Annotated in this window: 15 protein-coding genes; 7 read left to right on the top strand and 8 right to left on the bottom strand. The window is 72.7% G+C overall.

Features of this window, described 5'->3' with window-relative positions; genetic code table 11:
- The first annotated feature begins 292 nt into the window (after nucleotides 1-292).
- Entirely contained in the window at nucleotides 293-1750 is a 1458-nt protein-coding gene (locus E8D34_RS17445) for an NAD-dependent succinate-semialdehyde dehydrogenase (RefSeq protein ID WP_136595935.1), read from the top strand.
- A 19-nt stretch (nucleotides 1751-1769) separates the two neighbouring features.
- On the opposite strand, the gene E8D34_RS17440 is transcribed toward E8D34_RS17445, so the two are convergent.
- From E8D34_RS17440 to E8D34_RS17430, 3 genes are all read right to left on the bottom strand, one after another.
- The gene (locus E8D34_RS17440; protein ID WP_136595934.1) at nucleotides 1770-2384 is read right to left on the bottom strand and encodes a maleylpyruvate isomerase family mycothiol-dependent enzyme; all 615 of its coding nucleotides are present in this window, start codon (nucleotides 2382-2384) and stop codon (nucleotides 1770-1772) included.
- Complete coding sequence (locus E8D34_RS17435; protein WP_136595933.1) at nucleotides 2381-3445, bottom strand: sigma-70 family RNA polymerase sigma factor; 1065 nt, start codon at nucleotides 3443-3445, stop codon at nucleotides 2381-2383. The genes E8D34_RS17440 and E8D34_RS17435 overlap by 4 nt, the downstream gene beginning before the upstream one ends.
- Nucleotides 3446-3532: 87 nt before the next feature.
- Nucleotides 3533-4231, bottom strand: a complete 699-nt coding sequence (locus tag E8D34_RS17430) for a pirin family protein (RefSeq protein WP_168929498.1) — start codon at nucleotides 4229-4231, stop codon at nucleotides 3533-3535.
- A gap of 159 nt (nucleotides 4232-4390) precedes the next feature.
- Between E8D34_RS17430 and E8D34_RS17425 the strand changes: the two genes are divergently transcribed.
- Entirely contained in the window at nucleotides 4391-5746 is a 1356-nt protein-coding gene (locus tag E8D34_RS17425; protein WP_168929497.1) for a GH1 family beta-glucosidase, read from the top strand.
- Nucleotides 5747-5851: 105 nt separating this feature from the next.
- Here E8D34_RS17425 and E8D34_RS17420 read toward each other — a convergent pair whose 3' ends face one another.
- The 4 genes from E8D34_RS17420 to E8D34_RS17405 all read right to left on the bottom strand — a co-directional run bounded on the left by E8D34_RS17420 (nucleotide 5852) and on the right by E8D34_RS17405 (nucleotide 11541).
- A complete protein-coding gene (locus E8D34_RS17420) occupies nucleotides 5852-7537 on the bottom strand; it encodes an alkaline phosphatase D family protein (protein WP_136595931.1) in 1686 nt (561 codons plus the stop codon).
- A 120-nt stretch (nucleotides 7538-7657) separates the two neighbouring features.
- On the bottom strand, nucleotides 7658-8830 hold the full coding sequence (locus E8D34_RS17415; RefSeq protein ID WP_136595930.1) for an aminotransferase class I/II-fold pyridoxal phosphate-dependent enzyme: 1173 nt from the start codon (nucleotides 8828-8830) through the stop codon (nucleotides 7658-7660).
- Between the two features lie 123 nt (nucleotides 8831-8953).
- Nucleotides 8954-11014: an NADPH-dependent 2,4-dienoyl-CoA reductase gene (locus E8D34_RS17410; protein ID WP_136595929.1), complete on the bottom strand. Its 2061-nt coding sequence runs from the start codon at nucleotides 11012-11014 to the stop codon at nucleotides 8954-8956.
- Nucleotides 11011-11541 (bottom strand): PadR family transcriptional regulator, encoded by a 531-nt coding sequence (locus E8D34_RS17405; protein WP_136595928.1) that lies wholly within the window; start codon nucleotides 11539-11541, stop codon nucleotides 11011-11013. Before E8D34_RS17405 ends, E8D34_RS17410 begins: the two co-directional genes overlap by 4 nt.
- A 131-nt stretch (nucleotides 11542-11672) precedes the next feature.
- Here E8D34_RS17405 and E8D34_RS17400 point away from each other — a divergent pair, with 131 nt between their 5' ends.
- The 3 genes from E8D34_RS17400 to E8D34_RS17390 all read left to right on the top strand — a co-directional run bounded on the left by E8D34_RS17400 (nucleotide 11673) and on the right by E8D34_RS17390 (nucleotide 16158).
- Nucleotides 11673-12650: an NADPH:quinone oxidoreductase family protein gene (locus E8D34_RS17400; protein ID WP_136595927.1), complete on the top strand. Its 978-nt coding sequence runs from the start codon at nucleotides 11673-11675 to the stop codon at nucleotides 12648-12650.
- 210 nt (nucleotides 12651-12860) lie between these two features.
- A complete protein-coding gene (locus E8D34_RS17395) occupies nucleotides 12861-14831 on the top strand; it encodes a M13-type metalloendopeptidase (protein ID WP_136595926.1) in 1971 nt (656 codons plus the stop codon).
- Nucleotides 14832-14988: 157 nt separating this feature from the next.
- Nucleotides 14989-16158 carry a hypothetical protein gene (locus E8D34_RS17390; RefSeq protein WP_136595925.1) on the top strand — a complete coding sequence of 390 codons (1170 nt, stop codon included), beginning with the start codon at nucleotides 14989-14991 and terminating at the stop codon, nucleotides 16156-16158.
- A 37-nt stretch (nucleotides 16159-16195) separates the two neighbouring features.
- On the opposite strand, the gene E8D34_RS21120 is transcribed toward E8D34_RS17390, so the two are convergent.
- Nucleotides 16196-16474, bottom strand: coding sequence for a hypothetical protein (locus tag E8D34_RS21120; RefSeq protein ID WP_206056777.1), 279 nt, complete (start codon nucleotides 16472-16474; stop codon nucleotides 16196-16198).
- A gap of 68 nt (nucleotides 16475-16542) precedes the next feature.
- Between E8D34_RS21120 and E8D34_RS17380 the strand changes: the two genes are divergently transcribed.
- Together E8D34_RS17380 and E8D34_RS17375 are read left to right on the top strand one after the other, a co-directional pair.
- Complete coding sequence (locus E8D34_RS17380) at nucleotides 16543-18768, top strand: DEAD/DEAH box helicase (RefSeq protein WP_136595924.1); 2226 nt, start codon at nucleotides 16543-16545, stop codon at nucleotides 18766-18768.
- A 107-nt stretch (nucleotides 18769-18875) separates the two neighbouring features.
- Nucleotides 18876-20036, top strand: a complete 1161-nt coding sequence (locus E8D34_RS17375) for a CDP-glycerol glycerophosphotransferase family protein (protein ID WP_136595923.1) — start codon at nucleotides 18876-18878, stop codon at nucleotides 20034-20036.
- Nucleotides 20037-20097 lie beyond the last annotated feature (61 nt).

Genomic DNA, 20097 nt, shown 5'->3' with positions numbered 1-20097 from the left:
CCGAGTGGACCTCAACTGCGTGCGCGGCAGCGCGGCGAAGCGGAGCGGAGACGCGCTCGCGCCACCCAAAACGGAGCGAGCCCCTCGTCGCATGGGGTCAACGAGGGGCTCTGTCGCCTTTCGGTGCTCCCTCCGATCAACGACAAACCAAACTTTAGCGATCTCGGCCGATATTGCTAGAGGGATTGCTGAGAAAGTTGCATCGGATGACCTGCACAGGTCCGGTGGGTGACCTGCACAGGGATGCCTCGGGTCCTCCCGCGTTGACCGTCCGAGTGCCAGAGTGGAGGGCATGAGCGACTTCGACCTGCTGCCCGAGGAACGCCGCCGGCTCTTCATCGGCGGGACCTGGCGGGAGTCCTCCTCGGGGGCCCGCCTGGACGTGATCGACCCGGCCGACGGTGGTGTGCTCACCGACGTCGCCGACGGAACCCTGGACGATGCCCGCGCGGCGCTCGACGCCGCGGTGGCCGCCCAGGCCGACTGGGCCGCGACCGCCCCCCGGGACAGGGGGGAGATCCTGCGCCGCGCCTTCGAGGCGCTCACCGCGCGCGCCGACCACTTCGCGCGCCTGATGAGCCTGGAGATGGGCAAGCCGGTGGCCGAGGCCCGCGGGGAGGTCACCTACGGTGCCGAGTTCTTCCGCTGGTTCGCCGAGGAGGCGGTCCGCGTGCACGGCCGCTGGATGAACGCGCCGGCCGGCACCAGCCGGCTGCTGACGGTGCGCAAGCCGGTCGGTCCGTGCCTGTTCATCACGCCGTGGAACTTCCCGCTGGCGATGGGCACCCGCAAGATCGGTCCCGCGGTCGCCGCCGGCTGCACCATGGTGGTCAAGCCGGCCTCCCAGACGCCGCTGACCATGCTGGCGCTGGCCGAGGTGCTGGCCGAGGCCGGCCTGCCCGACGGCGTGCTGAACGTGGTCACCACCTCCGGGTCGGGGGCGTTCAGCGAGACCCTGCAGGCCGACCCGCGGCTGCGGAAGGTCAGCTTCACGGGCTCCACCGGGATCGGGAAGGTGCTGGTCCGCCAGTCCGCCGACCAGCTGCAGCGGGTCAGCATGGAGCTGGGCGGCAACGCCCCCTTCATCGTCTTCGCCGACGCCGACCTCGACGCGGCGGTCGACGGCGCGATGCTCGCCAAGATGCGCAACATGGGCGAGGCGTGCACCTCGGCCAACCGGTTCCTGGTCGAGGAGTCGGTGGCGGAGGAGTTCGGCGCCAAGCTCGCCGAGCGGATGGGCGCCCTGCGGGTGGGCCGCGGCCAGGACGACGGCATCGACGTCGGCCCGCTGATCGACGCCAAGGCGGTCGCCTCGGTGAGCGAGCTCGTCGACGACGCGGTGGGACGCGGCGCCCGGGCCCTGGTCGGCGGCACCACGCCGGACGGCCCGGGCTTCTACTACCCGCCGACGGTCCTGGTCGACGTACCGGTGGACGCCGACGTGGTCACCAACGAGATCTTCGGCCCGGTCGCGCCGATCACCACGTTCACCAGCGAGTCCGAGGCGATCGCCTACGCCAACGACACCGAGTACGGGCTGGCCGCCTACGCCTACACCCGTGACCTGGCCCGGACGCTGCGCCTCGGGGAGCAGCTGGAGTACGGGATGCTCGGCATCAACACCGGCCTGGTCTCCAACCCCGCCGCGCCCTTCGGCGGCATGAAGGCCTCCGGGTTCGGCCGTGAGGGCGGCTTCGAGGGCATCGAGGAGTACCTGGAGACGACGTACCTGGCGATCCCGGCGCCCTGACCCCCACGCCCGCGGCAGGTCAGGCGGCGCGCCCGAGCCGTCCCAGCAGCGCCCGGGCCGGGTCCGGCCCGACGGCGGTCGGCAGCGGGCCGGCGAACCCGGACGCGCCCGGCCCGGAGTCCGTGGCCGCTCGCAGCAGGTCGGCCCACGGCAGCAGGTCGGCGGCGAGGGCCCCGGGGAGCGGTCCGCCCGCGCCGGTGGCTCGGCCGACGTCCCAGCCGTGCACGGCGACCTCGACGGCGGCCAGCCCGGCGACCACCGCCACCGGTGCCGGTACGCCGGAGACGCCGACGTCGCGCCCGGCCAGCCCGGCCTCCTCGGCCTCCAAGCGGCGGGTCCAGGCGCCGAGCAGGCCGGTGGCCTTGGCGCGCAGCGCGGCCAGGCGCTCGTCGGGCGGGGTGGGAGCGGCGCTGCGCAGACCGATCGCGCCTCCCGCGCCCTCCGCGAACGCGTCCAGCGAGTCCTCCATGTGCGCGAGCAGGTCCGCCAACCGCCACCGCTCGCACGGGGTGGTCAGGTCCAGCGCGCCGGGGGTGACGGTGGCGAGGGTGCCGCAGGTGTAGCCGATCGCCCGCTCGAGCAGCTCCACCGACGTGCGCGGCGGCACACCGGCCGCCGCCGGCGACGCGGTCATCCCGTCGTACGCGTGGGGGCGGTGGCGGCCGGCTCGGTGGTTCCCTCCGGCCGGTAGTCGGCGGGCAGGCTGGCCGGCAGGCCGAACCGCTCGAAGAGCCGGTGGTCGAAGAACGCCGTCACGTGGCGCACCTTGTCGCCGACCAGCTGCAGCACCTGGAACTGGAACGGCGTGAAGGTGCCGTCCGGCTGGCGCATGTAGAGCCCGAACGCCGGCTGCCCGTTGGCCGGGGCGGGAAGCATCGGCATGTCGTGGACCCCGCCGGGGCACTTGGTGCCGATCAGGTCGCCGATCGCGTCCGCGCCGCGGTACCAGTTGAGGAACGGCGGCATGTCCCAGGTCGCGTCGTAGGTGAGCAGCCCGACGATGGTGTCGATGTCCTTGGCCCAGAAGGCCCGCAGGTAGGCCTCCAGCATCCGCTGCTGGTCGGCGTCCAGGTCGGTCTCCACGGTCTCCGGGGTCAGGTGCCGGTCGGCGAGCTGGGCGTGGGCGCGTTGCAGGGCGGAGTTGACCGCGGCCGTGGTGGTGTCCAGCGTCGTCGCCGTCTCCGCGGCCGACCAGCGCAGCACGTCGCGCAGGATCAGCACCGCCCGCTGCCGCGCCGGCAGGTGCTGCAGCGCGGCCACGAAGGCGAGCCGGATGGTGTCCCGCTCGGCCACCTCGACGGCCGCGTCGGGCACCGGCTCCAGCCAGGGCACCTCGTGGTCCTCGGCGAGCGCCTCGCTGACGGTGGAGTCGGCGGTGCCCAGCCCGGCGGGCAGCGGGCGGCGCGGCCGCCCCTCCAGGCTCGTCAGGCAGACGTTGGTGGCGATCCGGTAGAGCCAGGTCCGCACCGACGATCGGCCCTGGAAGCCGGCCGAGGCCTTCCAGGCCCGCAGGAACGTCTCCTGGACCAGGTCCTCGGCCTCGTGCACCGACCCGCTCATCCGGTAGCAGTGCGCCATCAGCTCGCGCTGGTAGCGGCCGGTGAGCGCGTCGAAGTCGGCGAGCTCACCGGCGCCCGTCTGCTCGGTCTGCTCGCCCGTCTGCTCGCCCGTCTGCTCGGTCGTCTGCTCGGTCACCACGCGCCCCGTTCCTCGGCCCCTGCCGGAGAGATTCAGTCTGCCTCAGGGGAGGACCGGTGGCGACGGGCAAACTCATCGCCGGGATCAGGCGAACGACCAGACCAGCAGCTCCGTCGGCACCCCCGCGCTCACCACGTGCGCCGGCTCGTCGGCGATCAGGAACGCGTCACCGGCCTGGAGCGGCTCGGCCAGCGAGGAGCGCAGCAGCGCGCCGGAGACCACGAACGCGTGCACCCGCGGCGCCGTCGGCAGGGTGGCGGACCCACCGGCGCCCAGCCGGACCAGGTCGTACGCCGCCCCGGCGACCCCGACCTCGAGCGGGCCGCCGTCGCCGACCAACCGGAGGGTCCCCGCGGCGTCACCGTGCGCAGCCGCGTCGCCGACCGCCGTACGGGCGTAGGCGGGCTCGGCGTCCGGGTCGGCGGCCAGCCAGGTCTGCACGAAGCGGACCGGCCCGTCGGCGCTGGCGGTCTCGGAGTGGCGCACGCCGGCACCGGCCCGCAGCACCCCGCACTCGCCGGCGCCGAGGGTGGCCTCGTTGCCCAGGGAGTCGCGGTGCAGCAGCCGCCCGGAGACCACCCAGGTGACGATCTCGAGCGCCGCGTGCGGGTGCTCCTCGAACCCCTGCCCGGAGCCGAGCAGGTGGTCGTCGTGGCAGACCAGCGGCCCGAACGCGACCCGGTCCGGGTCGTAGTGGGGGCCGAACGAGAAGGCGTGGCGGGTCAGCCGCCCCGGTACCCGGTCGGTGAACCTGCGCGAACCACGGCTGATCTCCACACTCACCCGACCGATTCTGCCCGGGGGCGCTCCCGGGGCGCGAGGCGGCGGCGCCCAGCGGGGGGCTGGTGGGTGGCTGGCGGGTGGCTGGCGGGTGGAAGGCGGGCGCGGGGATGGGCCGGCGAATCGCTCCCGCGGCCCGCGTCGTCGTGCCAGGGTGGTCCGGTGACACCACGCGATCTGGCGGAGCGGCTGCCGGCCGGATTCCGCTTCGGCACCAGCACGGCGGCGTACCAGATCGAGGGGGCCGTCGACGAGGACGGTCGCGGCCCCAGCATCTGGGACACCTTCTGCGCCGAGCCCGGCCGGATCGCGGACGGCTCGAGCGGCGCGGTGGCGTGCGACCACTACCACCGCTCGGCCGAGGACGTCGCGCTGATGGCCCGGCTGGGCACCGGCGGCTACCGGTTCTCCATCGCCTGGCCGCGGATCCAGCCCACCGGCCGCGGGCCGGTCAACGCCGCCGGCCTGGACTTCTACGACCGTCTCGTCGACGACCTGCTCGCCGCCGGCCAGCAGCCGATGGCGACGCTCTACCACTGGGACCTGCCCCAGGCGCTCGAGGACGACGGCGGCTGGCTCAACCGGGACACCGTCGACCACTTCGCCGAGTACGCCGCGATCGTCGGCGAGCGGCTGGGCGACCGGGTGGAGCACTGGGTGCCGGTGAACGAGCCCAACGTCGCCGCGCTGCTCGGCTACGGGACCGGCCTCCACGCGCCCGGCAAGGCGCTGGTCTTCGACTCGCTGCTGGTCGCGCATCACCTGCTGCTGGCGCACGGGCGCGCCGCCATCGCGCTCCGGGCGGCCGGCGCCACCAGCGTGGGCTGCGCCAACAACCACGCTCCGATCTGGCCGGCCTCCGACGACCCGGCCGACGTCGGCGCCTCCAAGCTGTTCGACGCGATGTGGAACGGCATGTTCGCCGAGCCGATGCTGCTCGGCCGCTACCCCGTCGACCTGGCGCCGCTGCTGGAGGACGTGGTGCGCGACGGCGACCTGGCCACCATCCGCCAGCCGCTCGACTTCTACGGGGTCAACTACTACAACCCGATGCGCATCGCCGCCTCCGACGAGGAGTCCGAGGTGCCGTTCGACTTCCGCGAGGTGGTCGGCTACCCGACGACGGACCTCGGCTGGCCCGTGGTCCCGGACGCGCTGCGGGAGTGGCTGATCCTGTTCCGCGCGCGGTTCCGGGCCGCCGTACCCGCCCTGATGATCACCGAGTCCGGGTGCGCCTACAACGTCGGGCCGGACGAGAACGGCGTGGTCGACGACCACGAGCGGATCGACTACCTCCAGGGCCACCTGACCGCGGTCGCGGAGGCGATCGAGCGGGGTGTGGACATCCTCGGGTACTACACCTGGTCGCTGATGGACAACTTCGAGTGGGCCGACGGCTACGTGCCCCGGTTCGGGCTGGTCCACGTCGACTACGAGACCCAGGTCCGCACGCCGAAGCGCTCCTTCAGCTGGTACGCCGACCTGATCGCGGCGCACCGGCGGGCGCACGCCGACTGAGGCGCGCGGGCGCGGCGCGGGTCCCGGCACCGGGACCGCACTCGGTCAGCGCGTCGGGCAGCCAGTCGGTCAGCCAGTCGGGCAGCCAGTCGGGCAGCCAGTCGGTCAGCGCACGGGACGGAACGCCGGCATCAGCCGCCGGGTGCCCGCGATGGTCTGGAAGGAGCGCACCCAGGTGGACGAGGAGTCCCGGGTCGCCCGGTCCGCGGTGACGTACCAGTCCATCTGGGTCCGCCGGGCCGTCACGTCGAGCACCGAGTAGCCGTGGTTGTCCAGGTCGCAGAACTTGATGTGCGGGTTCGCGATCCGGATCGCGGTCGCGGCCACCGGTGAGAGGGCGGTGGTGCCGACCATGTCCTTGAAGTTGTTGGACGTGACCGAGGTGCACACCATCTCCACGCCGACGGTCGACCAGTTCCACGGGTAGGCGCCCGGGTCGATCGGCAGGTCGCTGGCCCACGCGGAGTGGATGTCGCCGGTCAGGAAGACGACGTCGGAGACCCGGTTGTCCCGCAGGAACTGGTACAGGCTGCGGCGGTCGCGGACGTAGCCGTCCCACTGGTCGAGGTTGTAGGGCAGCCCCTCCGGGCCGAAGACCTCGCCGACCATCTCGGCCAGCGCGTCGGCGCTGCGCCGCGGCAGGGTGCCGAAGTCGACGGGGGCGATCATCACCGGGTTGCCGACCAGCTTCCACTGCGCCGGGCTGTCCCGCAGGCCGCTGGCCAGCCACTCCATCTGCGCCGCGCCGGCGATCTTCTGCTGGCCGCCGGTCATGGTGGCCACCGAGATCTCCTCGGTGCGGTAGCTGCTCAGGTCCAGCATCGAGAGCTCCAGGAGCCGGCCGAAGCGCAGGCGGCGGTAGATCTGCGTCCCGTCGCCGACCGCGGCGGTGCCGCTCAGCCGCACCGGCATCCACTCGTCGTACGCCTGGAAGGCGGCCGCGCGCCGCGCCTGCCACGAGCCCTCGGTCGCCGGGTCGTGGTTCTCGGCGCCGTCCTGCCAGGTGTTGTCGGCGAACTCGTGGTCGTCCCAGGTCGCGATGAACGGCAGCCGGACGTGCAGGGCGGCCAGGTCGGCGTCCTGCTTGTACTGCGCGTGCCGCTTGCGGTAGTCGGCCAGGGAGACCATCTCGCGGGCGGGCACGTGGCTGCGGACGTCGACGTCGTCCTTGCCGTAGCCGTACTCACCGGGGCCGTACTCGTAGATGTAGTCGCCGAGGTGGATGATCGCGTCCAGGTCGTCGCGCTGCGCCAGCGCGCGGTAGGCGTGGAAGTAGCCGGCCTGCAGGTTGGCGCAGGAGACCACGCCGAAGCGCAGCCGGTCGGGGCTGGACTCGTACGGCGGCGCCGTGCGGGTGCGGCCGACCGGGCTGGTCGCCCCGTCGACGCGGAAGCGGTAGTAGTACCAGGTCGAGGGCTCCAGGCCGACGGCGTCGATCTTGACGGTGTGGTCGCGGGCCGCCGTGGTCCGGATGCTCCCGCTGGCCACGACCGACCCGAAGCCGGGGTCGCGGGCGACCTCCCAGGTCACCGCGACCGCGGGCCCGACGCCCGAGCCGGGCTTGCTGGCCGCGGTGGGGGTGACCCGGGTCCACAGCACGACCGCGTCGGGCAGCGGGTCGCCGGAGGCCACGCCGTGGGCGAAGGTCGCGCCCTCGGCGCCCGCCGAACCGGCGGCCAGCGCTCCCGTGGCGACGACGGCGCCGGCGACGGTGGCGCCGGCGATCACCCGCCGGCGGGAGACCAGCGGGGCAGGGGTCAGGTGGTTCTCGATGGGGGTCGACGCGTCCACGCAGCCTCAACGGGTGACCTGCGCCACAGGTAACGGCCCGGGGCGGTCATTTAACCAAGCGTGGTGAATTCGGCCGCGGAACCCACCGTGGGCACGGTGGAGTGGCGGTGCGAGCGGCGGTCAGGACGCCAGTGCCGCGGCCATCCGCTCCACGATCGCGGTGAGCCGCTGCGGGCTGGTCGCGATGTTCAGCCGGACGTGTCCGGTCAGGCCGGGCTGGTACATCTCGCCGGACGCGAGCCGGACCCGCCCCCGCTCGAGCACGGCGGCGGCGGGGTCGTCCTCGCCGTACGCGCGGAGGTCGAGCCACGCCAGGTACGTCGCCTCCAGCGGCCGCATCCGGGCCTCGGGCAGGTGCCGCGCGAGGAGGTCCGCGAGCAGGTCGCGCTGCTCGCCGAGACGCGTCCGCAGCGCGGCCAGCCACTCGTCGCCGTCGGTGTAGGCGGCCGTCGCCGCGATCGACCCGAGGACCGACCAGGACTCGTTGACGCCGGCCGCGAGGGACCGGAGCCGGTCCCGGGTGGCGTCGTCGCCCGCGACGATCTGCGCGCAGCGCAGACCGGGGGTGTTGAACGCCTTGGACGCCGAGACGACCGCGACGGCGTGGTCGGCGGCGCCGTCCAGCGTGAGGTACGGCGTGTGGACCGGTGCCGTGGCCGGGTCGGTGCCGGGCAGCACCAGCGGCGCGTGGATCTCGTCGGCGACCACCCGCGCCCCGTGGCGGGTCACGACGTCGCGGATCCCCTCGAGCTCGGCACGGGTGAACACCCGGCCCCAGGGGTTGTGCGGGTTGGTCAGGATCAGCGTCCGCGCGCCGCCCCGGGCCGGGTCGAGGAGGTGGTCGAGCTGGTCGAGGTCGATCTCGGCGCGCTCGGCGTCGGCGTCGAGCACCAGGTCGAGGCGCTTGCGCCCGCACGCCTCGACGATGTTCATCACCGGCGGGTACCCCGGGAGCGTCATCACCACCGGGGCGTCGGCCGAGAGCGCGTTGATCGCGACCCGGACCCCGGCGGTGACGTCGACCGTCGGCACCACCCAGGTGGGGTCGACGTGCTGGCCGAAGTGGCGCTGCGCGAACCCGGCGTACGCCTCGCCGAGGAGGCCGCCGCCCGGGGAGAAGTCGGGATAGCCGACCACGTTGTGCGCGACCGCGTCCGCCAGCGCCTCGGCGATCGGCGGGGCCAGCGCGTAGTCCATCTCAGCGACCCAGGCCGGGATCACGTCGGCGTCGACCTGGCCCCACTTGCAGGGCATCGCGCGGCGGGCCTCGGCGTCGGTCAGGTCGCGGATCACGCCCTCGAGCCTAGTGGCGGCCGCTGGTTGAGGTGCGAGCGGAGCGAGCCTCGAAACCGGGGATGCCGGTGGTTTCGAGGCTCGGCGCCGGGGCGCCTCGCACCTCAACCACCGGCAGCGGCCTCAGAGCCCCGCAGCCACCTCGGTCCCCTGCCGGATCGCCCGCTTCGCGTCCAGCTCGGCGGCCACGTCGGCGCCGCCGATCACGGTCCGGCCCTCGGCGACCAGGTCGCGCACGGAGTCCTGGCCGGCGCACAGCACGACGTGGTCGACGTCGAGCACCCGCGACTCGCCGTCGACGGTGACCTCCAGGCGGACCAGGTCGTCGCGGCCCGGCACCGACGAGATCCGGTCGTACGACGCCCCGCTGACCTGCGTCACGCCCGACTGCTTGAGCACGGCCCGGTGTGCCCAGCCCGACGTCTTGCCCAGGCCGATGCCGATCGGGGTGGTCTTGCGCTGCAGCAGCGTCACCTGGCGGGCCGCGGGACGCGGCTTGGGCTCGGTCAGCCCGCCGGGGTGCAGGGTCGGGTCGCCGACGCCCCAGTAGGACTTCCAGGTCTCCAGCTCCTGGTCGCCCTCGTTGTGGGTGAGCCAGTGGCACATGTCGACGCCGATGCCGCCGGCGCCGATGACGGCGACGGTCGCGCCGGGCACCACCGCGCCCGACAGCACCTCGTCGTACCGGAGCACGCGCGGGTGCTCGACGCCCGGGATCGCCGGGACCCGCGGCTTCACGCCCGTCGCCAGGATGACGTCGTCGAACTCGGCCAGCGCCGCGTCGTCGGCCTCGGTGTTCAGGCGCACGTCGACGCCGAGCACCTCCAGCCGGCGCGTGTAGTAGCGCAGCGTCTCGGTGAAGTCCTCCTTGCCGGGCACGGCCATGGCCAGCCGGAACTGGCCGCCGAGGGAGCCGGAGCGCTCGAACAGCGTCACCTTCAGGCCGCGCTCGGCCGCCGACACTGCGGCGGAGAGGCCGGCCGGGCCGGCTCCGACCACCGCGACGGACCTCGCCACCCGGGTCGGGGCGAGGACCAGCGTGGTCTCCCGGCCGGCGCGCGGGTTGACCAGGCAGGACGCCTTCTTGTTGGAGAACGTGTGGTCCAGGCAGGCCTGGTTGCAGGCGATGCAGGTGTTGATCTCGTCGGCGCGCCCCGTGGCGGCCTTGTTCACGAACTCGGGGTCGGCCAGCAGCGGGCGGGCCATCGAGACCAGGTCGGCCTCGCCGGCGGCGAGGATGGACTCGGCCAGCTCCGGGGTGTTGATCCGGTTCGACGCCGAGACCGGCACCGAGACCGCCGCCTTGAGGCGCGCGGTGTGCTCGCGCCAGGCGCCGCGCGGCACCTGGGTGATGATCGTGGGGATCCGCGCCTCGTGCCAGCCGATGCCGGTGTTGAAGGAGGTCACGCCGGCCTCCTCGAGGCGGTGCGCGAGCTCGACGACCTCCTCCCAGGTCTGGCCGCCCTCGACCAGGTCGACCAGCGAGATCCGGTAGATGATCGGGAAGTCGGGCCCGACCAGCGCCCGGGCGCGACGCACGACCTCGACCGGGAACCGCATCCGCTTGTCCGCGGTGCCGCCCCACTTGTCCGTGCGGTCGTTGGTGCGCTCGGCGAGGAACTGGTTGATCAGGTAGCCCTCCGAGCCCATGATCTCGACCGCGTCGTAGCCGGCCTTGCGGGCCAGGACGACCGAGCGGGCGAAGTCGGAGGCGGTGCGGTCGACCGCCCGGGTGGAGAGCCGCGAGGGCTTGAACGGGGTGATCGGCGACTTCTTGTCGGAGGCGCCGACGTTGAGCGGGGAGTAGCCGTAGCGGCCGGCGTGCAGGATCTGCAGCGCGATGGCGCCGCCCTCGGCGTGGACCGCGTCGGTCACCTGGCGGTGCCGGGCGGCGTGCAGCCGGGTCGACATCTGCGATCCGAACGGGGTCAGCCAGCCGCGCACGTTCGGGGAGTAGCCGCCGGTGACGATCAGGCCGACGCCGCCGCGGGCCCGCTCGGCGTAGAACGCGGCCAGCTGCGGCAGGTCCCGCACCCGGTCGTCGAGGCCGACGTGCATGCTGCCCATCACGACCCGGTTGCGCAGGGTCATCGAGCCGAGCGTGATCGGCTCGAGCAGGTGCGGGTACGCCGCCTGGCCGCCGTCGAAGGCGAGGCCGGGAAGGGTCGGGTCGGTCGGGTTCATGCCTGTGCCTCCAGGTATTCGGTCAGCCACGCGACCTGGCTCTCCTCGAGCAGGATGCCGCCGCGCAGGACGAGGTAGTGGTCGAGGTCGGCGCCGGTCAGCGCCGCCGGTTCGGGGTAGTCGCGCTTCATCAGCGACCGGTAGTGCTCCAGCCGGGTCGCGTGGTCGGCCAGGTGGGCGCGCACCGAGTCGCGCACCGCGGAGCGGTCGCCGAACGAGGCGCCGCGCATCTTCACCGCGAGGTCCGAGCGCATGGGGCTCTGCTTGGCCGGCATGGCCAGCCAGTCGGCCAGGGCGCTGGCCCCGAGCGGCGTCACGTCGTACACCTTCTTGGTGGGCCGGTCGGCCTGCTCCACCACGGTGACCCGCACCCAGCCGTCGGCCTCCATCCGGCCCAGCACCTTGTAGATCTGCTGATGGGTCGCGGACCAGAAGAAGCCGATCGAGCGGCCGAACCGCTTGGTCAGTTCCAGCCCGGACGCGGGCTGCTCGCCGAGCGCGACGAGGAGTGCGTGTTCCAGGGCCATGGGAGGAGTCTGCGACATCTATGCAACGAATTGCAAGTGCAACGAGTTGCACCGCTCGGGACGGTCCGCACAGCGACCTCTGTCACGGACGCCCACGTGACCCGCCCCACGCGGTCGCTAGGGTCGCCACCATGCGCGCAGTACAGGTCCACACGCTCACCGGTCCCGACGACATCCAGGTCACCGAGGTGCCCGACGTGACGGCCGGCGCCGGCCAGGTGCTGGTCGAGGTGCACAGCGTGGGCGTCTCGTTCCCCGACCTGCTGCTGAGCCGCGGGCAGTACCAGCTCAAGCCCGAGCCGCCGTTCACCCTCGGCGTCGACTTCGCCGGTGTCGTGGCCGGCCTCGGCGAGGGCGTCGAGGGCCTCGAGGTCGGCCAGCGGGTGGTCGGCTTCGGTTCCCACGGCGGCGCCGCCGAGCTGGCCGTCGCACCGGCCGAGATGGTCTACCCGCTGCCCGACGAGCTCTCGTACGACGAGGGCTCGGCGCTGCCGATGAACTACCTGACCGCGCTCTTCGCCCTCGAGGAGAGGGCCGGTCTGCGCGAGGGTGAGACCGTGCTGATCCACGGCGCCGCCGGTGGCGTCGGCACCGCCACCATCCAGGTCGCCAAGGCGCTGGGCGCCCGCACGATCGCGGTGTGCAGCTCGGAGGAGAAGGTCGCCTTCGCCAAGGCGGCCGGCGCCGACGAGGCGATCCTGGTCGACGGCTTCAAGGATGCGGTCAAGCAGCTGACCGGGGGCCGCGGCGTCGACGTGGTGCTCGACGTGGTCGGCGGCGACGTGTTCACCGACTCGCTGCGCTCGCTGGCCCCCCAGGGCCGCCTGCTGGTCGTCGGGTTCGCCGCCGGTCAGGGCATCCCGGAGGTCAAGGTCAACCGGCTGCTGCTCAACAACATCGACGTGCGCGGCGTCGGCTGGGGCGCCTTCGTCTTCGGCAAGCCCGACTACCTCAAGGCGCAGTGGGACCGCCTGGTGCCGATGATCACCGCCGGTGTGGTCAAGCCCCCGATCGGCCGCACCTACCCCATGGACGACTTCGCCACGGCGCTGCACGACATGGACAACCGCGCCGCGCTCGGCAAGCTCGTGGTGACCGTCCGCGACTGAGGGCCGCGACGGTTCGGGTCGTGTGCCTGAGGCACCGGTGGAGAGGGTCCTCGGGCACACGACCGCCGTCGGGTCCGGTCCGGGGTTGGCTCGTGTGCCCCAGGCATCGGAAGAGCGGGTTCTCGGGCACACGACCCCCGACAGCGCTCGCGCACCCACGTGTCCGCAGGTCCCTGACCATCGTCGGGTGGCCCGGCTACTCTCGGTCCCGTGACGATCCTGGACGACGCCCGCGAGGGCATGGACCTGACCATCCGCCCGCAGGACGACCTCTTCGGCCACGTCAACGGGACCTGGCTGACCGAGTGCGAGATCCCCTCGGACCGCTCCAGCTGGGGGCCGTTCGTGCAGTTGGCCGACCAGGCCGAGGAGCAGGTGCGCGAGATCATCACCGACCTCGCGGCCGGCGCCGACGCCGCAGCGGAGGACGGTGAGGACGCCCGCAAGATCGGCGACCTGTTCAACTCCTTCATGGACACCGAGCGGATCGAGGCGGTCGGCACCGCGCCGCTGGAGCCGATGATCGCGGCGGTCCGCGGCCTGCGGGACGTGCGCGACCTGGCCGCGTTCCTCGGCGAGTTCGAGCGGATCGGTGGCTACGGGCTGTTCGGCTCCTACGTCGACACCGACGACCGCGACTCCGACCGGTACCTCTTCCACCTGGTCCAGGGCGGCCTCGGGCTGCCCGACGAGTCGTACTACCGGGACGAGAAGTTCGCCGAGATCCGCGAGAAGTACGTCGCCTACCTGGAGCGGCTGCTCGCCCTGGGCGGCCACGAGGACCCGGCGGGCGCGGCCCGGCGGATCCTCGATCTCGACACCGAGCTGGCGAAGGGCCACTGGGAGCGCGCGGAGACCCGCGACGTCCAGAAGACCTACAACCTGACCACCGAGGACGAGCTGAAGGCGCTCTGCCCGGCCTTCGACTGGGACGCCTACATCACCAACCTCGGCGGCCACCCCGACAAGGAGCACACGATCCTGCACGAGGTCGTGGTCCGCCAGCCGTCGTACTTCGAGCACCTCTCGGGCGTGCTGGAGTCCACCCCGCTGGAGGTCTGGAAGGACTGGCTCTTCAGCCACGTGGTGCGCTCCGCCGCGCCGTACCTGACCGACGAGTTCGTCGAGACCAACTTCGACTTCTACGGCCGCACGCTCAACGGCACCCCCGAGCTGCGGGCGCGCTGGAAGCGCGCGGTGGCGTTCGTGGAGGGTGCGATCGGCGAGGCGGTCGGCAAGGAGTACGTCGCCCGCCACTTCCCGCCGACCTCGAAGGCGATGATGGACGACCTGGTCGCCAACCTGCTGGCGGCCTACCGGGTCTCCATCGAGTCGCTGGACTGGATGACCGAGGCGACCAAGGAGCGCGCCTACGAGAAGCTGGCGACGTTCCGGCCCAAGATCGGCTACCCGGAGAAGTTCCGCGACTACTCCGCGCTCACGGTCACCGCTGACGACCTGATCGGCAACGCGGCCGCGGCCTCGGCGTTCGAGACCGACCGTCAGCTCGCCAAGATCGGCTCCCCGGTCGATCGCGACGAGTGGTTCATGCTGCCGCAGACGGTCAACGCCTACTACAACCCCGGCACCAACGAGATCTGCTTCCCCGCGGGCATCCTGCAGAAGCCGTTCTTCTCGCCGGACGCGGACCCGGCCGAGAACTACGGCGGCATCGGCGCCGTGATCGGCCACGAGATCGGCCACGGCTTCGACGACCAGGGCGCGCAGTACGACGGCGCCGGCAACCTCAACGACTGGTGGACCCCGGACGACAAGTCCGCCTTCGAGGTGAAGTCGAAGACGCTGATCGAGCAGTACGACGACTTCGAGCCGCGCAACCTGCCCGGCGAGAAGGTCAACGGCGCGCTCACCGTCGGCGAGAACATCGGCGACCTCGGCGGCCTGACCATCGGTCACAAGGCGTACGTGATCTCCCGGGAGGCCGAGGGCGAGGAGGCGACCGACGAGGGTCGCCGGAAGGTCTTCCTGAACTGGGCCTACGTGTGGCGCACCAAGCGCCGCGCCGAGCAGGAGCGCCAGTACCTGACGATCGACCCGCACTCGCCGCCGGAGTTCCGGGCCAACATCGTGCGCAACCTCGACGAGTTCCACGAGGTGTTCGGCACCCAGGAGGGCGACGGGCTGTGGCTCGACCCCGCCGACCGGGTGCGGATCTGGTGAGCTCCCGCGCGGCGGTGTCCGGTGTCGACAAGATCGGCGCACACCGGCACCGCCGCGCTGTACCGTTCCGCCGACGGCGGATTCGGCGATCGCGCTCGGCAGGCGCCCCACCGGCTCCCCGGCAACCGTTCCTCGACACAGGAGAGCTCCCCTCGCCATGCGCCGCCGTACCCTCGCCGCCTCGACCGCGGCGCTTGCCCTGTCCTCCCTCGCCCTGACCGCCTGCGGCACCGACGACGGCACGTCCCAGCTGCCGCCGGTCGACGAGCTCCGGGCCGCCTTGGCCGCGCTCGACGACGGCTCGACGCTCGGGGTCGCGCTCGCGCTCGACCTCTCCGACGCCGTCGTCCAGGAGTTCGTGGAGTCGGAGGACGGCCCGACCCTCGAGCAGGCGCAGGCGATCGCTGACGGCCGGATCGAGCTCCTGGTCTCCGCCGCCGACGGTTCCGTGGGCGCGCAGTGGGAAGCGGGCGACCAGGCGGACGTCGACCTGATGATGGCGGTCTCGACGGGCGAGGACCGCCTCATCGACCTGCGTACCGTGGACCAGGCCTTCTACCTGGCCGTCGACGTCGACACCGTCGCCGAGCTCGCCGGGGAGAGCCCGGAGGCGCTGATGGGGCCGGGCGCGCCCGAGGACCCCGCGATCGACGCGCTGATGGACGGCCAGTTCATCTCGCTCGACGGCGCGACGCTCGAGGACCTCGGCGAGGAGCTCCAGGCCGGACCGCTCGGCGGTGCCGACGCCGAGGCCGACGCCCAGGAGCTCGAGAAGCAGGTGATGGACCTCGTGGAGGTGGTCCAGGAGACCGTCCTCGACGCCCTCGACGTCTCCGAGACCGAGGCGGATCGGGAGTACGTCGTCTCGGTGCAGTCGAACGCGCTGCTCAAGGCGCTCGTGGAGGACCTCCGCGGCGCGGACGTCGCGCTCCTGGAGCCCATGCTCGCGGAGCTGCCGGGCCGCGCGGAGACGGACCGGGACATCGACGAGAACGTGCCGGCCGACCACGAGACCTCGGTGACCGTGACGGTCGACGACGGCGTCGTCGACACCGTCCGGCTCGACCTGGGTCAGTTCATGTCGGCCGCCCAGCGCACCGCGATGAAGCTGACCGACAACGACGCGGCGATCGTCCTCGACTTCGACGCCGACGCCGAGCCCGTCGCCGAGCCGGACGACGCGGTCTCCGCGGACGAGCTCTTCAGCGGCATGTTCTCCGGCATGTTCTCCGGCATGGCCATGGGGATGGAGATGGGCGCCGACATGAGCATGGACATGAGCATGGACATGGCCATGGACATGGACCAGGGCGGCGCCGTCGGCTGACGGCACCGACGCCCGAGCGGGGCTCGGCGTACCCGGGCTACTCGGCCTTGTCGGCGGCTCCGCCGTCGGGCAGGTCCTCCGGCCGGACCTGCTCCGGCATCAGCCACTGGTGAGCCGCGACGCCGGCCGGCGGGAAGAACATGTGCACGTAGCCGCAGCGCTCGCAGATCGCGCCGTCGGCCGACTTGTTCAGCCAGTCGAGGTCGAAGAACGACATCCCGGCCGTGTTGAGCTTGATCGGGCGCTGCGAGAACGAGCTGCCGCCGCAGACCAGGCAGGCCAGGAACCGCTGGGTCGGTCGCAGGAAGACGTGCATGCGGGTGCTCCTCTCGCACCGGGGTGCCGAGATCGTAGAAGGTCGGGGGTCGCTGGTAGACACGGGGCATGACCACCGCTCCCACCGCCGCCGACACCCGTGCCCGCGCCGAGGAGCACCTGCGCGCCCTGGTCGGCCGCGACGACGTCGCGCTCCACGAGGACCAGTGGGCAGCGATCTCGGCGCTGGTGGTGGACCGGCGCCGGGCGCTGGTCGTGCAGCGCACCGGCTGGGGCAAGTCGGCGGTCTACTTCATCGCCACCCTGCTGCTGCGCGAGCAGGGTGCGGGGCCGACGGTGATCATCTCCCCGCTGCTGGCGCTGATGCGCAACCAGATCGCGGCCGCCGAGCGCGCCGGCATCCGGGCGGTCACCGTCAACTCCACCAACATCGAGCAGTGGGACGAGGTCCACGCGGCGATCAACGCCGGCGAGGTCGACGTGCTGCTGGTCAGCCCCGAGCGCCTCAACAACCCGGGGTTCCGTGACGAGGTGCTGCCCCGGCTGGCGGCGACCTGCGGCCTGCTGGTCGTCGACGAGGCGCACTGCATCTCCGACTGGGGCCACGACTTCCGGCCCGACTACCGCCGGATCCGCACGCTCCTGGCCGAGCTCCCGACCGGCATCCCGGTCCTGGCCACCACCGCGACGGCCAACCAGCGGGTGACCGACGACGTCGCCGAGCAGCTCGAACCGGTGGCTGAGGTGCGAGGCGCCCCGGCGCCGAGCCTCGACACCCGGTGGGTTGAGGTGCGAGGCGCCCCGGCGCCGAGCCTCGAAACCACCTCGCCTGCCGTCCTCGTGCTCCGCGGCAGCCTCGACCGTTCCTCGCTGCGGCTCGGCGTGGTCCGGCTGACCACCCCCGAGCAGCGGCTGGCCTGGCTGGCCGACCACCTCGCCGAGCAGCCCGGCAGCGGCATCGTCTACTGCCTGACCGTCGCGGCCACCCAGGAGGTCGCGGACTACCTGCGCTCCCGCGGCCACCGGGTGGCGGCGTACTCGGGGCAGACCGAGCAGACCGAGCGGCTGGCGCTGGAGCAGGCGCTCATCGACGGCGAGGTGAAGGCGCTGGTCGCCACCAGCGCGCTGGGCATGGGCTTCGACGCCAGCCTCGGCTTCGTGGTCAACCTCGGCGCCCCGGACAGCCCGGTCGCCTACTACCAGCAGGTCGGCCGTGCCGGTCGCGGCGCGATCGAGGAGGCGTCGGTGGTGCTCCTGCCGGCGATCGAGGACAGGGACATCTGGAACTACTTCGCGTCCCTCGCGTTCCCGCGGGAGGAGCTGGTCCGGGAGACGCTCGCGGTGCTCGCCGCGGAGGGACGTCCGATGAGCACCGCGGCCCTCGAGCCGCGCGTCGACCTCTCGCGCAACCGGCTGGAGACCATGCTCAAGGTCCTCGACGTCGACGGCGCCGTCCGTCGGGTCAAGGGCGGCTGGGAGTCGACCGGCCAGGAGTGGACCTACGACGCGGCGCGCTACCGCCGGGTCTCCGAGGCGCGGGCTGCCGAGCAGCGCGCCATGCTGGACTACCTGGGCAGCGCCGAGTGCCGGATGGCCTACCTGCGCCGCCAGCTCGACGACCCGGCCGTGCTCGCCGACCCGGGCTGGACCTGCGGCCGCTGCGACAACTGCGGCGGACTCGCGCTGGACACCGCGATCGCGGAGGAGGCGATCAACGCCGCGGCCGAGCGGCTGGCCCGTCCCGGCGTGCCGGTGGAGCCCCGCAAGCTCTGGCCCACGGGCCTGCCGACGGTCGGCGTCGAGCTCAAGGGCCGGATCAGCCCGGCGCTGGAGGAGGGCCGGGCGATCGCGCGGCTGACCGACCTCGGCCACGGCGCCGCGCTGCGCGGCCTGTTCGCCCTCGGGCCCGACGGCGCCGCCGCCGACGGACCGGTCCCGGACAGCCTCGCCCGCGCGATGGTGGCGATGCTGCAGGACTGGCGGCCGCGGGTGGACGCCATCGTCGCCGTGGACTCGGCCCGCCGTCCCGAGCTGGTGCGCGACCTCGCCTCGGGCCTGTCCCGCTTCCTGCGCGTCCCGGTCGTCGGCTCCTGGGCGATCCTCGACCCGTCGGTGCCCCCCGAGAAGGGCGCGACCAACTCCGCGCAGCGGGTCTCCGCGGTCTCGCGACGGGCCGGCCTGCGGCTCTCGGACCCGGGCGCGGTCAGCGGGGCAAGGGTGCTCCTCGTCGACGACCTGTGGGCCACCGGATGGACGCTGACCCTGGCCGGATCCGCCCTCCACGAGGCCGGCGCGAGCGCTGTCCTGCCGCTGGTCCTGGGCACCCAGGGGTAGCCGTTCCGAGGCGGTTGTGCGCGCCCGCGATCCGACCGTGTACGGCCGTGTAAAAAATTGGTTGCGTGGATATGGGGAGTGGGGGTTCTCGGCCCTAATATCCGGTCGTGGAACACGCCGACGTCATTGCCTACTTCGGGGACGACCCCTCCCGTACGTACCAGCTCATCCAGTGGCTCCCCGTTCTCGAGCTCCTGGATCGTGAGCATCCCGTCGGCCTCATGCTCCGCAACCATGACTCGGCGGAGATCCTCCGCCAGCGCACCCACCTGGCGATCGAGGTGCACCCGGAGTTCGCGGCACTCACCGAGCGCTACCACGAGCTCGACGCCAAGGTCGTGCTCTACTGCAACAACTCGATGATCAACTTCCAGTCGCTGCTGGACGCCCGCAAGCTCCACGTGCACATCAACCACGGCGAGAGCGACAAGCAGAGCATGGCCAGCAACAACGCGAAGGCCTACGACCGCGTCTTCGTCGCCGGCGAGGCGGCCGTGCAGCGCCTCGAGGCTGGCCTGCTCGCGTTCGACACCACCAAGCTGGTCCGGATCGGGCGCCCGCAGCTCGACCTGAGCCCCGCGCCGGTGCTCAGCCCGACCGAGCGGCGCACCGTGCTCTACGCGCCGACCTGGGAGGGCGACGCCGAGTACAACGACTACAGCTCCGTGGACACGATCGGTCCGGAGATCGCCGAGGCGATCGTGGCCGTCCCGGACGTGCGGATCGTCTACAAGCCGCACCCGAAGATCGCCGTCAGCAAGAACCCGGCGATCCGCGAGGGACACCGCCGCATCCTCGAGGTGATCGGCGACGCCGCCCAGGCCGAGCCGGGCGCCGGGCACGTGGCGGTCGTCAGCGGCGACATCCTCGCGGTGATGCCGGACTGCGACGCGATGGTCACCGACGTCTCCTCGGTGGGCCTGGACTGGCTCTACCTCAAGACGGACCGGCCGATCTTCGTCACCGATCGCCACCAGGATCCGGAGCGGCTGCGTCAGGAAGTGCCGGTCAGCCGGTGCGCCGACGTGATCGAGGCCCACCCGGGCATCGAGCGGCTCGACGTCGAGGGCCTCACCGCCCTGCTCGCCTCGCGCCTGGAGCACGACGAGCACCACCTGGCGCGGGTCGCCATGCGGCACCACTACTTCGACGACAACCAGATCGGGGACAGCACCCGGCGGTTCATCGCCGAGGTCGCCGACCTGGTCGCGCTGCGCGACGGACTGCTCGGCGAGGCGACCTCCCACGGGGTCGCGATGCTCGCCTGAGCCAGGCTGATCGGTACGCCGAGCGCCCGGTCCCGCGGCCCGCGGACCGGGTGCGCGGCCT

It is taken from the genome of Nocardioides sp. GY 10113 (assembly GCF_004919105.1).
Classification (GTDB): domain Bacteria; phylum Actinomycetota; class Actinomycetes; order Propionibacteriales; family Nocardioidaceae; genus Nocardioides.
Note: the sequence above shows the minus strand (reverse complement) of the source record. Positions and strands in the feature narration are given on the sequence as shown.

Coding starts and splice junctions, on each gene's coding strand:
- E8D34_RS21120 (WP_206056777.1), bottom strand. CDS start 16,474: ATGCACGTCTTCCTGCGACCGACCCAGCGGTTCCTGGCCTGCCTGGTC.
- E8D34_RS17445 (WP_136595935.1), top strand. CDS start 293: ATGAGCGACTTCGACCTGCTGCCCGAGGAACGCCGCCGGCTCTTCATC.
- E8D34_RS17440 (WP_136595934.1), bottom strand. CDS start 2,384: ATGACCGCGTCGCCGGCGGCGGCCGGTGTGCCGCCGCGCACGTCGGTG.
- E8D34_RS17405 (WP_136595928.1), bottom strand. CDS start 11,541: ATGGCCCTGGAACACGCACTCCTCGTCGCGCTCGGCGAGCAGCCCGCG.
- E8D34_RS17410 (WP_136595929.1), bottom strand. CDS start 11,014: ATGAACCCGACCGACCCGACCCTTCCCGGCCTCGCCTTCGACGGCGGC.
- E8D34_RS17380 (WP_136595924.1), top strand. CDS start 16,543: ATGACCACCGCTCCCACCGCCGCCGACACCCGTGCCCGCGCCGAGGAG.
- E8D34_RS17400 (WP_136595927.1), top strand. CDS start 11,673: ATGCGCGCAGTACAGGTCCACACGCTCACCGGTCCCGACGACATCCAG.
- E8D34_RS17390 (WP_136595925.1), top strand. CDS start 14,989: ATGCGCCGCCGTACCCTCGCCGCCTCGACCGCGGCGCTTGCCCTGTCC.